Below are 15,571 nucleotides of genomic sequence, written 5' to 3'. Positions count from 1 at the left end.
TAAATGTTCACAGAGTAGAAACTGTTTCGTGAAGTGTTCTTTGAACGGGGAGTTGTCAAAGAAACGAAAGGATTACCTGCGGTTACAGTTTCGCATCCCGCTGTTACAGACGACAAACTATGGACGGGAACTTTTCTGAAGTTTCCGTCTTTTTATTTGCCACCACTGTAACTTATAATAAGGAGGTTTAAATAATGGATAGTTTTGTGAATTTTTTTAAGAAGATACCAAATAAATTTGCTTCATCAGCAAAGGAACTTGGTAAAGTACAGGGAATTGCAATTATTGCAATGCTACTTGCACTAAGAGTTGTACTAGGTATGTTTGCAAACATTGGACTTGCATTCAACCCATATGTTAAGATTGGTTTCACTTTCTTACCTATGGCACTTGTTGCTTATTATTTTGGTCCTGTTTGCTCAATGATTACTGCTTGTTTAGGTGATGTACTTTCATATGTATTTGCACCTGCAGGAGCATCATTTACACCGGGTATTACTGCCGGTTACATTATTGAGGCTTGTCTACTGGGTATCATCCTATACAAGGAAAAGATTTCTCTACCAAGAACAATTATCTGTGAAGTTCTTGTCACTTTAATCGGTAGCCTTGCAATTAACGCATACTTCATTTATATGTTCTACGGTTTAACATATTTACAGCTACTTGGTCTAAGAGCTGCAACACTTATTCCATGGGCTATTATTGAGGGTATCTTAGTTGCAGTTGTTGTTAAGGCACTTAACAGAGTTCCTGCAATCAGCAAGAACCTTTCAACTACTTGATTTTGTTTTTACTTATCCCCTATTTTATAAAGTAATATATAATTAAAATCAAATATTGATTCACATAGAGGCGTTAATTCGCCTCTATTTTCTTTTGTTTTTTATTTTTTTAATTTTGTTTGTAGGTTAAGAAAAATTGAAAAATAAAAACAAAAGTAAAAAGGCATACCGAAGTATGCCTTTCAAAGTGGTATGTAATAGTAGGACGCTAATTAGTAAAATGTAGTAGTAAGAAGTTTCTTATTAAATTGTAGTAGTAAGACGCTTATTTAATGCAACAGTGTATAAAGAAAAGATAAGGTGAGTTGCATAAAATATAATTTCTTCAACTTAATCTTTTTAAGAGATTGTAGTAATATGTTTAAAAATTAATTTGAAAGAAATTTATTTAACAATAATTGTACATCCGGCAGTTTTTCTGCCATCTCTTGTTGTTACAAGTAACAGTTGCTCTACCCTTTTTCTTAGCAACAACTTTACCTTTGGTAGTAACAGTACCATCCTTTTCAAGTCCTCTACCGTAACTGTGGTCATTACTTGTATTACCGTTATTAAAACGGTCAGTTAAAAGGAAATAAACCGAAGCATTATCCCATGTAAAATTATCTTTTGAAGTAGCACTTTCACTAATCTTAGCAACAACTTTATCAACAGTCTTTGCACTAAAAGTCGGTGCTAACATTCAAGTTTTCATAATATATCTCGCAACATAATTATAACATATAAGAAGTTACCTCTCAATTAACCTTACACCCAAAGTTTACACCTTATATTTGTACGATTTGCTATAAAGCTATGAATAATTTTTAAATAATCTTAACTATTTATTACAATTGTATTTTTAACATAATATGTAATGCCGAGAAATCAGAGGGTAATTTATCTACATAAAATTTGCCATATAACTATTTTTGAAGTATAATTAGTAGGTAACTGACAGTAAAAGGAGCTACATTTTATGGCAAGGTCATTTAAGTCTAAAGATACTAGGAGAATTATTAAGACACATACAAGAATTTCAAGTCAGCTTAATTATATTATAAATCTTTCAGAGAATTATAAAAATGCAATTAAAGATAATGTAAATAACTATATTTCCAATAAAATTAATGAAACATTAAGCAGTATTCCTGTTGATGAACTTAATCGCAACAAACAAGGAATAAGGGTAAAGTCACTTCATGACAGTGGTTACAATAATATTTCCCACATTGCTTATAAGACAGTTTTGGAACTTAAAGAAATTAACGGTATCAGCCTTGAAAGTGCTTATGCTATTCGTGAAACTGTTGATAAAATGGTTAATCAAGTTGTAGATGTTACGAAACTTGCACTATCTGTTGACAACAAAACCCCTGAAACTACTGCTATAGTCAGATGTGTTGATATTTACAGAAAGATTTTTCCTTGTGCCGGTAGATGTACTCAACTGCTAAATACATATTCTGAAAAAGTCAATACAGAAATTGAGAATGTTGCAACTGCTAAGAATGGTGTTAAGTGGTTATTTTCTTCTAAAGAAAATAAAGATAAAGCAGAAACAGCTTATGAATTTCTAACCTACTTGGCTAAAAGTGAATATGGTACTTTTGCTGATGAAAGTTCAAAATCTGCAATTGATGTTGAAAAAATAACTGATGAAGAATGTTGGAGTGACTTTGAAAAATATTCAATTCAGTTCTATAATATTTTGGAAGAAATCGTACCTAATGCATTGGGCAATAACAATGCTTTAGGTTTGCCTGATGAATTAGCAAAACAAGTTGAAAGTCAGGAACTTGACCTTACCGGTCTATCTTGTGAGCTTAGAAAGTATCAGTTAACAGGTGTTAAGTATGCATTCTTACAACAAAGAGTTTTGCTTGGTGATGAGATGGGTTTAGGTAAAACTATTCAGGCTATTGCACTAATGGTTGCACTTAGAAATATTGGTGCTACTCACTTTATGGTTATATGTCCGGCTAGTGTTATTGCCAATTGGTGTAGAGAGATTACCGAGAAAAGTGACTTAATAGTTGTGAAAATTCATGGTCAAGATAAATCGGTTGCCTTAGAAAATTGGGTAAAAAACGGTGGTGTTGCAGTTACTACATATGAAACCACTAGTTATATTGACCTTGATGACAGTTTTAGATTTGAAAATTTAATTGTGGATGAAGCCCATTATATTAAAAATCCTGAGGCTAGACGGTCAAGAAATGTTAGAAATATTGCAGACTATGCCAAGAGAGTTTTGTTTATGACAGGTACTGCCCTAGAAAACAGAGTAAATGAAATGATAGAGCTTATCTCTATTTTACAACCACAAATTGCAAATGAAGTTGACGGTATGGAATACTTAAGTTCAGCACCGGAATTTCGTGAGAAAGTCGCACCGGTTTACTACAGAAGAAAAAGAGAAGAAGTGCTGACAGAACTTCCTCAACTTATCGAAAACAAAGAATGGCTTGATATGAATGCAGTGGAAAAGGAAGCATACTACAATGCAGTTATGTCAGATAATATGCAAGCACCGAGGAGAGTATCATGGAATGTTGCCAATATTGCCGACTCTTCAAAGGCAAAACGACTAAAAGAAATTGTTGATGAAGCTACTGATGACGGAAGAAAAGTTATTGTATTCTCATATTTCCTAGATACAATTAAAAAGGTTAAATTAGTTCTTGGGGATAAATGTGTTGACCATATTAACGGTGCAGTTTCTCCTCAGCGTAGGCAAGAAATTATTGATAAATTTAACAATGCAAAAGCAGGTGCAGTTTTACCGGCACAAATTCAAGCAGGTGGTACAGGTCTGAATATTCAGTCAGCCAGTGTTGTAATTATTTGTGAACCACAGTTTAAACCATCAATAGAAAATCAAGCTATTTCCAGAGCATATCGAATGGGACAAACAAGAAATGTTCTTGTGTATATACTGCTTTGTGAGGACTCTATTGATGAGCAAATGATGAAAATGCTAAACAAAAAGCAAAATATTTTCAACGAATTTGCCGATAAATCTTCAGCTAAAGATACTATTGAAATTAACGAAGAAACCTTTAATAATATGATGAAAGTTGAATATGAAAGGGTTAAGAACTTAGTTAATAATTCTAATACAGAAAAATAAATTTACTGCAAAACAAAAGCCAAGGTAAAGAAAAACTTTACTTTGGCTCTTTTTGTATTTTCTATGTTTTTATAATAGAAGTAAAAATACTCTTATAAACTTAATAAATGTGATTACTGTTCAAGAATTTCTCTTGCAACAAATACACCACTTGCACTTGCATGGGATAGTGAATGAGTAACACCACTACCGTCACCGATAATATACAAACCTTTGTGTAGTGACTCTAGGTGATTATCCACTTCAACTTCCATATTGTAGAACTTAACCTCAACACCATAAAGCAGGGTATCATCATTTGCAGTACCGGGAGCAATTTTGTCAAGTGCATAAATCATTTCGATAATGCCATCCATAATTCTCTTAGGTAGTACAAGACTAAGGTCGCCGGGTGTTGCTGAAAGTGTAGGTTCAACAAGACCTTCTTCAATTCTCTTAGGGTTACTTCTTCTACCTCTAATAAGGTCACCAAAACGCTGAACAATAACACCACCACCAAGCATATTGCTTAGTCTTGCGATACTTTCACCATAGCCGTTACTGTCCTTAAATGGTTCAGAAAAATGCTTGCTGACAAGTAAAGCAAAGTTTGTGTTGTTAGTCTGCTTTTCTTTATCTTCATAGCTATGACCGTTTACTGTAATGATACCGTTAGTGTTTTCTGTAACAACACTACCCTTAGGGTTCATACAGAATGTTCTTACATTATCTTCAAACTGTTCTGTACGATAAACAATTTTGCTTTCGTATAGTTCATCTGTTAGATGAGAGAAAATTGCAGCCGGTAGTTCAACTCTTACACCAATATCAACACGATTTGACTTTGTAGGAATCTTTAGTTCGTGACAAACCTTTTCCATCCACTTACTACCACTACGACCAACAGAAATAATGCACTTTTTACACTGATATGTTTCATTCTCAGTATCTACAATATAGCCCTCATCATTTTCATTAAGAAGTTCAACAGTAGTAACAGGTGTGTCAAAGTAAAAGTCAACCTTTTCTTTTAAGAAGTGATATAGGTTGTTTAGCACAATATAGTTAATATCTGTACCTAGGTGACGAACTGATGCATCGAGTAGGTTCAGCTTATTTTGTAGACAAATTTTCTTAAAGCCTGTACCGGCAGTAGAGTATAGCTTTGTACCCTCACCACCAAAATCCATATTGATTTTGTCAACATATTCCATTAGTTCAATAGCTTTTTTCTTACCGATATATTCGTAAAGTGTACCACCAAAGTCATTTGTAATGTTGTACTTACCATCAGAAAATGCACCTGCACCACCAAAGCCACTCATAATTGAACAACTTTTGCAATTGATACATTTCTTAATCTTGTCACCGTCAATAGGGCATTTTCTCTTGTTAAGAATGTGACCTTCTTCAAAAACGGCAACCTTAATATTTGGATTGTTAGTAACCAGCTCATAAGCAGAAAAAATACCACCCGGACCTGCACCAACAATAATAACATCATACATTTTCATACAAATTTCTCCTTTGTTAAAATAGGGCATAAAAAAACCACCATAAACAGATAATACTATGCCCCAATGGGGATTATAGTTAACTGTTTGAGGCAGTTAGTAGAAACATTCGACCGTATCTCGAATTTATATAATCTTTTTTAACCTTGGCTATTATATCAAAAGAATTCTAAATAGTCAACAGTAAATTTGCACATTTATACACCTAATTATATAGATAATATCACTAAAATTTTAATATACATTCCTTTAAAATATAAACCTTTCAAATTTATATTTTAATTGTCTTTGTGGGTTAATAAAAAATTGATTAATTAGTTTTTTCAATTTTGTCAATATAAAAAGATTACTCGATAAATTGGGTTTTTTCAATTCTGTTTCTGCGTTTAGATTGGTTAGTTAAATAAATTAGGGTTTTTCAATTTTGTTTGTGCGTAAAGGTTAGTTTTATAAATTAGGGTTTGTAGGTGTGAATTATAGCAAAATTTTGGCTCACAGTCGTAGGGACGAACATTGTGTCAAGAGTAACATGGTATACAGGAGCGCAAGGACATGGTATACAATTCGCATATACTAAATTCTTGCTATGTTTCTGTTTAATCTTTTGCCTGTGTCAGCATCAAATTCTGCTATTCTAAAGTTACGATAACAAGCAATAAATGTGCTTCCGTTTTGACTTGGTCTTAATTCAATCTGTTCTCCAATCATAGTTTCACTCAAGTATTCTTGCCACTTAGCAAATCTTAAATATCCCCAACTGTTTACCTTAATCACATGATACTCTCCACTGTATTCATAGGGCTTAATTATTCCCGTGTATTTCTTTTGACTTGGTTCATATACTTCACCCGGACATTTCATATTTAGTGCATGATGTCCTCTCGTGTAATTGTATTTGTTACGCCATTCTTGTAATGCTAAATCAGCTTCACTTAAATTATTAAACTGATAAATATTTAATAATTCTTCTTTCATTGTTCTGTGAAATCGTTCGATTTTCCCTTGTGTTTGTGGGTGTTTTACTCTTCCGTGTATAGGCAATACATCGTTATTCATTAACCATTTTTCAAATTGAGTGTATCCACCATGCAACCCTCTAAAAGTTCCTCCATTATCTGAGAGAACTGAATTAGGTATTCCATATTCATAAAAAGCCTCTTGAAAACTGTCTAAAACCCCTAGTAAATTGGGCTTTACAGCTATTTTTATACAAAACCTTGAAGGGTCATCAAGAATATCTAAAGGATAACATCTAGTACCATCAAGTAAACCAAAATCACCCTTAAAGTCTGTCTGCCACATCTGATTGCACTTACTTCTTTCAAACCTCTTGTATGGTTGATGAGCTAAGGATGCTTCCTTACTTATACAACCTTTTCTCTTTAGAATGTTACCTATTGTTTTAGAACATGGTATATTTTCTACACCATTCATTTCCAAGAAATGCTGAATCTGTTTGCCACCCCACTTTGGGTTTTCGTAACGGACTCGAAGTATTTGTTGTTCTATTTCATAGGGTGTTCTGTTTGCCACCTTATTTGGAACTTTACTTCTATCTGTCATTGGCTCATTGTTTGCATATCTTTCTTTCCACTTGTAACCGGTCTTGCGTGTTATATTGTACTCACGACACAAGGCACTAAAGTTATCAGTGGTTTGTGCTTTCTCTGCAAATTCTTTCCTTTGTTTATCCACAGTTTTGTCCTCCATTGGCATAATAAATCTCTCCTTATTTATGTGATTTTTATGCCTTTAATTTTATCACAAAACTGTATACCATGTCCTTTCTCTGTTGTATACCATCTTATTACTCTATACACATTGTTCGCCCGTTTAATAGTAAAATGTTTTATGTATCTTTGTCCTATGTAGAAACTATAAATTATAATTTACTACAAAAGGCAAAGTACCTATATAAAGGCTAGTTTGTAACGGTCCAACGATGTTGGACCCTACACCTGTGAGTCATAGTTATATATGATTTAAAATGCATAATCTCACTATAAATTTTTCTTTATAGCCAATTAAATTTAAAACAAACTTACCTTTACACACAGACAAAATTGAAAAACCCTAATTTGTGAAACAGGCAATCCTTTTTTCTACATTCAAAATTAAAAAAATAAAAAACAAAAGAAAAAAGCCTTGGAAACTAAGTTTCCAAGGCATGGCGCGCTGAAAGGGACTCGAACCCCCGACCTACTGGTTCGTAGGGGCGGCATTGATATAATAATTAAATTATGCTATAATTTTAGTTTGGTGATTATAAATGAATAAAAATATATTATTTTGTGAATTTGCAAATGAATGGTTGCAACGAGCTAAAATTGGTGTAACATATCAATATGGTCAATCCCTAACTAACTGTATTAAGAGAATCAATCATTATATTGGTTTATATCCAATAATCGATATTAAGCCGATTATGGTTGATGATATGATGTACTCACTTGCTTACGAAAACCCACACACAAAAAGACCATCAAGTAAAAAGACCTTATCACAAACGGCGAATATATCCTATAATATATTTGAGTCTGCAATCGACAGAGAGTTGATATTACTTAATCCTGCACGAAATGCGAAAAAACGAATTCCTAAAAATGCACCTAAAAAAATTGTTAAAGCAATTACTATGGAACAATACGACTTAGTACTTAAAGTTGAAAATCGTATGCAAACTGGTGCAATGATTATGTTATTTGGTGGACTTCGCAAAGGTGAATTGTTAGCTCTTAATTGGGATGATGTACATATTGAAGATATGTACAATCGTAAAGGTATATACATAAATAAAAGCACACAAAAAATTGACACTAATAAATATATAATTACTGAAGGTACTAAAAATGGTAAGACTAGATTTGTTCCTTTACCTGAATTCGCAATTAATTATTTATTGAAAGCAAAACTAAATGCTACATCTTATTTAGTTTGTCCTCAAAACAATGGTGAATTACAAACACCTTCAACTTGGAGTAGATATTGGAATACTTATCAAAACGACATTAATTATTATTCATATTGTGAAAAATACAAAGAACTTCACAATAATAAATTACCCTCAAAATTTGACCCTAAGGGTATTCCTAAAGTAGTAGCTAGATTTAATGCTCATCAGTTAAGGCATATGTATTGCACATTACTCTTTTTGTCTGGTATTGATGTACTGACAGCTTCAAAACTTGTTGGACATTCATCAGTACAATTAACACTAGATATATATACACACTTAGAGGAACAATATCGGAACATTGATGTAGAAAAACTTGATAAATTCTTAAAATATGATATTGAAAAAATGAAACACGATATTTAGAACCGATTACTTATTTTAGTAATCGGTTTTTTATATATATAAACTTGGACAAATTGTCCACGATGAAAGGATTAGATTAAAAATGAAACAGAACACAAAAACAACAATTATCGCAGTAGCGAACCAAAAAGGTGGCGTAGGTAAAACAACTACAGTCGTTAACATTGCAAGTGGTCTTGCTAAGTGTAACAAGAAAGTGCTTGTTATTGACCTAGACTATCAAGCTAATTGTAGCTTATGGCTTAACTTTGAACCGGACCGAAAACCAACTATTGCAGAATTACTAGTTAATTCTATCGGTGGTATGTACATTAATCACGATGATTATGTTCGTCACTTCACATCAGAACACTTTGATTTTATTCCTGCTCAGGAGGAAACCCTTAAAGGTATTCCATCTTATCTTGCCAGTAAGAATGATTGTACTAACATTTTAAAAGATACATTAAGTGATGAATACTTCAACAAGTATGACTTTATCATTCTTGACTGTTCACCTGCCAGTGATTTGCTTGTAACCAACGCTTTAGCAGTATGTGACAAGTTATTAATCCCAGTTCAAACTGATATATTGGCTTATTCTCAAGTTGAAAAAACTTTACAAACTTTAGTAAACATCAAAAAGGATACTGATGTGTCTAAATATCTTCTTGGTTTTTTACCAACAATGTATCAAAAAGCAACCAAACATAGCAAAGAAGTTTTATCAGCTTTAGAGGAAAGCTACGGTGACTTAGTTATTCCTCAAACTATATCATATCGTACAGAAGTTAAGAATGCTGTCGGAATGAACCGTACTTGTGTTAGTTCTCCTCGTTCTATCGTTGGTCTTGAATATATGAGTGTTGTCGGTTATATTCTCAAGAAAGTTGGTGATGAATAATGAATATTAAAAAGCAATCACTTAGCTTTGCAATAACGGAACAAGATGTTGCAAACAATAGTATGAGTGAAAATACTATTGTTGATATTCCGATAGATAAGATTAGAGAAATATCTGAGCAACCGTTTATTATCCACGAGGATACTATCAATACACTGGTTGACAGTATCAAACGCAACGGTCAGCTTGACCCTTGTGTTGTTACACAATCAAAAGATAACTCAGATATGTATGACTTGCTAGCAGGTCGGCACAGAAAGAGAGCTTGTGAATTAGCAGGACTTAAAACTGTCAAATGCATAATTAAGAGTAATCTTTCTGCTGACGAAAAAGAATTGATTATTATTGATACTAACACAGAAAGAAATAATGATTACTTGCCATCCGAACTTGCATTTGCATTTAAAAGGAAAGAAGAACTATTAAGTAAAACAACTAATAGTGCTATTAAAGTAATTGCAAACGAAAGTAATTTGAGCAGAAAGAAAGTTTATCGTTACATACGATTAACCCACCTAATCAAACCATTGTTAAGTAGAGTTGATGGTGGTAGTATTCCACTAATCGCAGGTGTTGAACTTTCCTACCTCACTGATAAGGAACAAGGTGAGGTATTTACATATCTAATTAATCACGCAAGTGATTGTAAAATTACAACGGAAAAAGCAAGGTTAATCAAAGATAATCCTGCTGATTATGAAGCTATCTTAAAAGGTGTTTTTTCTTCTGTTGGTACTCCTCAACTTAAAGATGTGGACAATTTGTCCACAGAACAAGTTGAACAAGCTTCAGAGAAGTCAAGTAATACTTCTATTAGTAGTAAAAAAGTTATAGACAAAGTAGAAAAGAATTTTGATACTAACCCTATTGAAAACGAGGACAACTTATCTACTGAACAAGTTGAACATTCCTCTACAAAATCAAGTGATACTACCATTAAAAATGAGGAAATTTTTTCCGAAAAGGAAAAAACACAGAACTCAGAAACAAATATTTCAGATATTGATAGCGAAGACGAGGACGATGTGGACAATTTGTCCACGTTACAAGTTGAAAATACAGGTAGAACTAGAGTAAATACACTTGAAGATAACTTAATTGAATTAGTTATTAGTGTAACTCATGTTGATAGTTATATTTGTAACTTTTACTCCAAAAAAGAAGTAACTAAATTATTATGTTATTCTAAGTTTGATGAAACAATCAACGAAATCAATATTAATTCTGATGGCACTTATATTTCTTTTTCTAGCAAGAATTATAATAAGTTCATTTCCCTTGTTAATATTTATGATTTAGTAAGAGAATATATTAAGAACAATTATGATATTACGCAGATTGTTGAAGCTTATAATTACTTGCACTAAAGCACAAGTTATTTAATCCCTAAAAGTGGTGGATACAAGAGTACCCACCACTTCAAATTTTATAAAGGAGAAAAATAATGGATATAACTTCTACAAGAATAAGATTTATTAATAATAGCAAGTATATTGCTATTGCTAGTGTAACTTTAGATAACGAACTTATTATTAATGATATAAGAGTTGTTGCTGATGGAAAGTCTGATATAAGGCTTATCTTTCCTTGCTCAGAGCGAGCATTAGCTAGAAGGCAATATAACATATTGCCAGACTCTGAACTGTACAAAAGAATTAAAAAAGCAATTTTTTTTAAATTGAAAAAGGAAGAAAAATAACAGGTAAAACTAGTAGTTAAAAAAGGAGGTTTAATTAAGATGGATAACAGATATATTGTAATTGACACAGAAACTACTGGTCTTGACCCAATAGTTGATGAATTATTACAAGTATCAATCATAGACAATAATGGGAATACACTTTTCGACGAATTTGTAAAACCATTATTAACTACACGATGGGATGAAGCAATGGCAGTGAATGGCATTACTCCGGAAATGGTATCAAATAAGCCAAGTATTTTAGAGTTTAAGCAGGAGTTAATTAACATTATCAATTCAGCAGATAAAATTGTTGGTTATAATACGCAATTTGATTTAGATTTTCTTTCTTCTGTTGGGATTGAAAATAAGAAAGCCGAAGTAGTTGATGTTATGCTTGATTTCGCAGAAGTGTACGGTGAATGGAGTGAAAACTATGGTTGCTACAAGTGGCAGAAACTAACCACTTGTGCTGATTACTATAACTACGATTGGGGCGAAGATAACGCTCATAACAGTTTATCTGATTGTAGAGCAACTTTATTCTGTTACCAACAGTTACAAGAAAACAAGGAGGAATATTGATGTTACTAATAATTATTATTCTAATAATGATAGCATTAATAGTGGTAGGTACCATTTTAAGTTTCAACGGATATTTTAATGAAGTTGCTGAATCAATTTCTTCTATAATTGCATACAAAATACTACCAATAATGCTTATTCCATTTTTTATTGTAGCAATATTCAGTGTTATATATACAATAGATTGTGGTAACAACAGAACAGAAGAATTCACCACTGAGAAAATAACATTAATATCTTTAAAACATACAAAGAATGATAATTATTGTTATACATATAAAGATAAAAAAGAAAACATAATTACCATACAACAAAAACAAGATTATTGTGTTTTTAAGAAAGATTCAGTCAAAAAATGTTATCTTGAATATTATAAATATAGAATTCCTTTAGAAAAGCAAAAATCAATCGAATTTAAGTTGTTAAATATTGATTTTTTCGGTTTATTAAAAGAAGATGCAACAAAACATTCGAGATTTGTTGTTCCTAAAGGATACAACATTGATGAAAGATAAGGAGAGTTAAATATGATTTTTGTTTTTTTAGTATTTACTATTATAAGTGTTATTCAAAGTAAGTTGAGAATTATTGTAGCAAGTGTACTTTGCACTTGCTACAAGGCAAGAAAGGAAATGTTTTTATGAGCAATATAATTAACTTTTTAACAAGCCACATTAAGGAAATAATCTATTGTATAATAGCTATTTTTATTACTATTTTAGGTATTTCTTGCCTTCTTGCAAGAGCAAGAGATGAAATTTACAGTAGTACAGCTATAAAGATTTTTAAAACAATAACTGCAATTTTTATATGGGTAATAACTATTTGTTCCTTACCTGCTGGAATTATATATTTATTCTTCTTTAGTACTTTGGCTTGGTGGGGTCAAATTTTTCTAGGCATTTTGTTAGTATTCATTTGGTTTTTTGTTTTTAAATTGGTTTGTGCATTTTTTAGTAATTAAGAAAGACTTAACATTCCATTTGATTTAGGAGGTAAAAATGAATTTTAAGATTGTAGGTAATAATTATAACAACCACAAAGACAAGTTAATATCACTTGTCAACTCGTTAGCAACTAATACCGGAATGTCAGAAATATTTGATATTCCATCGGATATGATTGAGTACATAATTGAAAAGAACCTCAATTTATCCGAATATAGGTTTTATGGCTTTTTATCCACTCACACTAAGCAAGTTGTATTATTTAAGAATATCCACAATAGGAATCTTATTGTTTTGATGAAGAAATATAGTAAGATTAGACTATGCAAAATATCACATAAACAACTTAATGTCTATCCTTGTGAACTTATTGGCAAGTATAAGGTTTTTCCTAATTTGCGTAATATAAAACCTAGGAAAGATATGTCAGAGGAACTAACCGGTAAAGAACTACAGAAGAAAATTGAAATTAATATGAATATTAAAGGAGAATGAAAATGAAGTATTTATGTATTATTATTGCTATTGCACTTTTGATTGTAGGAATTATTCTTATAGTTTCAAAAGCAAAGGGAAAAGTGGTTGATAACAAAGTTCAGCGTAATGTTGGTGGTATCGTTATCGGTATTATAATGTGTATTGTAAGTATTGCTTATTTCATTGGTTGTTATACATATACAACTAATAACTATGATAGATTACTGACAACTAAATCTGACTTATCAAAAAGAGTTACTATGATGATGTCTAACTATGATGAAGTTAAAAGTTATAATGACAGATATGATAGAATAACGGATAGCATTTTTTCATTCATTGGTGATGATGAAGAAGTAAGTAAGTTTGATATTAATGAATTAGACAAGCAAGGATATATCATCAAACCATCAACAACCAAATATGTTCTTAAGCCATCGCATTAATTTTAAGCAGGAAGTTTTTACTTCCTGCTTTTTTATTGAAGGGAAGTAAATAGTATGTTTTTCTTAGGATTATTAATTGGTATAATCATTGGAGCATTAGTCGGAATTACATTAATGTCATTGTTGTCAAGTTCAAATAGGAGGTAATTTTATGAAATATTATCATCCATATGAATTAGAACAAGCAAATAATATGTTGCTAACGCTAATTAAAGAGCAAATACTAAAAGGTAATTTAGCTTTAACTGATATTAATCAAGAATTAAGAATTATGTTTCCAAACATATATATTACAGCATTTAGAATCAGTAGAGAAAGTTCTAAATTATATGCAAAAGATATGCACTTATTAATTACAGATATTATTATTGCTGATACTGAAAACAGAAAAGACTTAATTGAGATATATGTTAATAATTATCTTGAAATTACTAATAAGTATCCAGACTCTAAAGATTTAAAATTCTTTAAGTTATTCTTGTCACAATTAACTGATGAAGATGAGCAATTAAAGTTGAAATTAGCATTTGAAAAAAATATTAATCAATAATATTTTTATTGAATAAAATTATTTTAAATTTTTATAATATTTTTGATAAAATGTATTGACTTATCATAATTTATGTATTACAATGTAATACATAAGGAGGTTGTATATTATGACTATTTCTCTAAGATTAAATGATGAAGATACAAAGTTAATTAAAAAGTATGCTGAAATTAATAATGTAAGCATTTCTGAACTATTCCGTCAAGCTGTTATTGAACGAATTGAAGATGAAATTGACCTATCAGCATATAAGGAATCAATGAATGAATATAAGGCTGACCCAGTTACTTATAGTCACGAAGAAGTAAAGAAAATGTTAGGACTAGATTGATGAAATACACCGTTGAATACACAAAAAGGGCAATTAAACAATTAAAGAAATTAGATAAACAAACTTCAGCTTTACTTTTAGGTTGGATTGAAAAAAACCTTGTTGATTGCGATAATCCTCGACAATTTGGTAAAGGATTAACTGCTAATCGCAAAGGTGAATGGCGTTATCGTATTGGTGATTACAGACTAGTAGCTGATATACAAGATGATAAAATTGTTATCTTAATTTTGAATATTGGTCATCGAAGAGATATTTATAAAGATAAGTTATAAATATAGTGAACAGAACTGCATTAAGAATTGAAAGAAGGTATTTATAATGAAAAAGTTATTATCATTATTATTAGTTGCAACAATCATTACAAGCACATTATGTGTAAGTTATTTTGCATTTGATAACGTGGACAATTTGTCCAACATTACAACATCTGAACCAACAGATAAAGAAATTGAAACATCTACTATAAGTACATCTGATGAAGCAACACCTGATGAAGCAACACCTGATGAAATTACTACAGAACCTTCTTCACCAATTACAGAAAGTAGTACAATAGAAAGTTCTACAGAGCCTTCTTCATCAACTACAGAAAGTAGTACAATAGAAAGTTCTACAGAACCTTCTTCATCAACTACAGAAAGTAGTACAATAGAAAGTTCTACAGAACCTTCTTCATCAACTACAGAAAGTAGTACAATAGAAAGTTCTACAGAACCTACTACAACAGAAACAACTGAAGTTAAAGTTAGTTCTATTAAGCTAAATGCTACAAGCAAGACACTTTACAATGGTAAGTCAACAACTTTAAAGGCTACTGTTTTTCCTATAAATGCTACTAATAAGAGATTAACTTGGAAGTCAAGCAATACAAAGGTTGCTACTGTAGATAAGAATGGTAAAGTCAAGGCTCTTAAAGTAGGTAATGCTATAATTACTGCAACATCTACTGATGGTAGTAA

Annotated in this window: 18 protein-coding genes and 2 riboswitches; of the genes, 15 read left to right on the top strand and 3 right to left on the bottom strand. The window is 31.4% G+C overall.

Features of this window, described 5'->3' with window-relative positions; genetic code table 11:
* Nucleotides 1-8: 8 nt before the first annotated feature.
* Nucleotides 9-105: riboswitch (THF riboswitch) on the top strand.
* 89 nt (nucleotides 106-194) lie between these two features.
* On the top strand, nucleotides 195-785 hold the full coding sequence (locus WMO18_RS07825; RefSeq protein ID WP_211147816.1) for a folate family ECF transporter S component: 591 nt from the start codon (nucleotides 195-197) through the stop codon (nucleotides 783-785).
* Nucleotides 786-1,173: 388 nt separating this feature from the next.
* Here the strand turns inward: WMO18_RS07825 and WMO18_RS07820 are convergent, their stop codons facing one another.
* The gene (locus WMO18_RS07820; RefSeq protein WP_211147819.1) at nucleotides 1,174-1,467 is read right to left on the bottom strand and encodes a hypothetical protein; all 294 of its coding nucleotides are present in this window, start codon (nucleotides 1,465-1,467) and stop codon (nucleotides 1,174-1,176) included.
* 276 nt (nucleotides 1,468-1,743) lie between these two features.
* Here WMO18_RS07820 and WMO18_RS07815 point away from each other — a divergent pair, with 276 nt between their 5' ends.
* Nucleotides 1,744-3,897: a DEAD/DEAH box helicase gene (locus WMO18_RS07815; protein ID WP_367286523.1), complete on the top strand. Its 2,154-nt coding sequence runs from the start codon at nucleotides 1,744-1,746 to the stop codon at nucleotides 3,895-3,897.
* 113 nt (nucleotides 3,898-4,010) lie between these two features.
* Here the strand turns inward: WMO18_RS07815 and WMO18_RS07810 are convergent, their stop codons facing one another.
* Both WMO18_RS07810 and WMO18_RS07805 read right to left on the bottom strand, forming a co-directional pair.
* Complete coding sequence (locus tag WMO18_RS07810) at nucleotides 4,011-5,390, bottom strand: NAD(P)/FAD-dependent oxidoreductase (protein ID WP_022506089.1); 1,380 nt, start codon at nucleotides 5,388-5,390, stop codon at nucleotides 4,011-4,013.
* 56 nt (nucleotides 5,391-5,446) lie between these two features.
* Nucleotides 5,447-5,544: riboswitch (purine riboswitch) on the bottom strand.
* Nucleotides 5,545-5,963: 419 nt separating this feature from the next.
* Entirely contained in the window at nucleotides 5,964-7,085 is a 1,122-nt protein-coding gene (locus WMO18_RS07805) for an IS481 family transposase (RefSeq protein WP_211147818.1), read from the bottom strand.
* 574 nt (nucleotides 7,086-7,659) lie between these two features.
* On the opposite strand from WMO18_RS07805, the gene WMO18_RS07800 reads away from it, so the two are divergent.
* From WMO18_RS07800 to WMO18_RS07740, 13 genes are all read left to right on the top strand, one after another.
* Nucleotides 7,660-8,709 (top strand): tyrosine-type recombinase/integrase, encoded by a 1,050-nt coding sequence (locus tag WMO18_RS07800; RefSeq protein WP_211147176.1) that lies wholly within the window; start codon nucleotides 7,660-7,662, stop codon nucleotides 8,707-8,709.
* Nucleotides 8,710-8,791: 82 nt separating this feature from the next.
* Nucleotides 8,792-9,592 carry a ParA family protein gene (locus WMO18_RS07795; protein ID WP_211147177.1) on the top strand — a complete coding sequence of 267 codons (801 nt, stop codon included), beginning with the start codon at nucleotides 8,792-8,794 and terminating at the stop codon, nucleotides 9,590-9,592.
* Nucleotides 9,592-10,959, top strand: coding sequence for a ParB/RepB/Spo0J family partition protein (locus WMO18_RS07790; protein ID WP_367286522.1), 1,368 nt, complete (start codon nucleotides 9,592-9,594; stop codon nucleotides 10,957-10,959). The genes WMO18_RS07795 and WMO18_RS07790 overlap by 1 nt, the downstream gene beginning before the upstream one ends.
* Nucleotides 10,960-11,036: 77 nt before the next feature.
* The gene (locus tag WMO18_RS07785) at nucleotides 11,037-11,291 is read left to right on the top strand and encodes a septation protein SpoVG family protein (RefSeq protein WP_367286521.1); all 255 of its coding nucleotides are present in this window, start codon (nucleotides 11,037-11,039) and stop codon (nucleotides 11,289-11,291) included.
* A gap of 39 nt (nucleotides 11,292-11,330) precedes the next feature.
* On the top strand, nucleotides 11,331-11,858 hold the full coding sequence (locus tag WMO18_RS07780) for a 3'-5' exonuclease (RefSeq protein WP_367286520.1): 528 nt from the start codon (nucleotides 11,331-11,333) through the stop codon (nucleotides 11,856-11,858).
* On the top strand, nucleotides 11,858-12,373 hold the full coding sequence (locus WMO18_RS07775) for a hypothetical protein (protein WP_367286519.1): 516 nt from the start codon (nucleotides 11,858-11,860) through the stop codon (nucleotides 12,371-12,373). Before WMO18_RS07780 ends, WMO18_RS07775 begins: the two co-directional genes overlap by 1 nt.
* A gap of 125 nt (nucleotides 12,374-12,498) precedes the next feature.
* Nucleotides 12,499-12,822 (top strand): hypothetical protein, encoded by a 324-nt coding sequence (locus WMO18_RS07770; protein ID WP_367286518.1) that lies wholly within the window; start codon nucleotides 12,499-12,501, stop codon nucleotides 12,820-12,822.
* Between the two features lie 37 nt (nucleotides 12,823-12,859).
* Nucleotides 12,860-13,300 carry a hypothetical protein gene (locus WMO18_RS07765; protein ID WP_367286517.1) on the top strand — a complete coding sequence of 147 codons (441 nt, stop codon included), beginning with the start codon at nucleotides 12,860-12,862 and terminating at the stop codon, nucleotides 13,298-13,300.
* 2 nt (nucleotides 13,301-13,302) lie between these two features.
* Nucleotides 13,303-13,728 carry a hypothetical protein gene (locus tag WMO18_RS07760; RefSeq protein WP_367286516.1) on the top strand — a complete coding sequence of 142 codons (426 nt, stop codon included), beginning with the start codon at nucleotides 13,303-13,305 and terminating at the stop codon, nucleotides 13,726-13,728.
* A 151-nt stretch (nucleotides 13,729-13,879) separates the two neighbouring features.
* Nucleotides 13,880-14,278: a hypothetical protein gene (locus WMO18_RS07755; protein ID WP_367286515.1), complete on the top strand. Its 399-nt coding sequence runs from the start codon at nucleotides 13,880-13,882 to the stop codon at nucleotides 14,276-14,278.
* Nucleotides 14,279-14,387: 109 nt separating this feature from the next.
* Entirely contained in the window at nucleotides 14,388-14,609 is a 222-nt protein-coding gene (gene relB, locus WMO18_RS07750; RefSeq protein WP_330225145.1) for a type II toxin-antitoxin system RelB family antitoxin, read from the top strand.
* Entirely contained in the window at nucleotides 14,609-14,884 is a 276-nt protein-coding gene (locus tag WMO18_RS07745; protein ID WP_367286514.1) for a type II toxin-antitoxin system RelE family toxin, read from the top strand. The genes relB and WMO18_RS07745 overlap by 1 nt, the downstream gene beginning before the upstream one ends.
* Before the next feature lie 46 nt (nucleotides 14,885-14,930).
* The coding region (locus WMO18_RS07740) for an Ig-like domain-containing protein (protein WP_367286513.1) at nucleotides 14,931-15,571 on the top strand (641 nt) is incomplete at its 3' end.

Origin of the sequence: Ruminococcoides intestinihominis, assembly GCF_040096285.1 — a bacterium.
Taxonomy (GTDB): domain Bacteria; phylum Bacillota; class Clostridia; order Oscillospirales; family Acutalibacteraceae; genus Ruminococcoides; species Ruminococcoides intestinihominis.
Note: the sequence above shows the minus strand (reverse complement) of the source record. Positions and strands in the feature narration are given on the sequence as shown.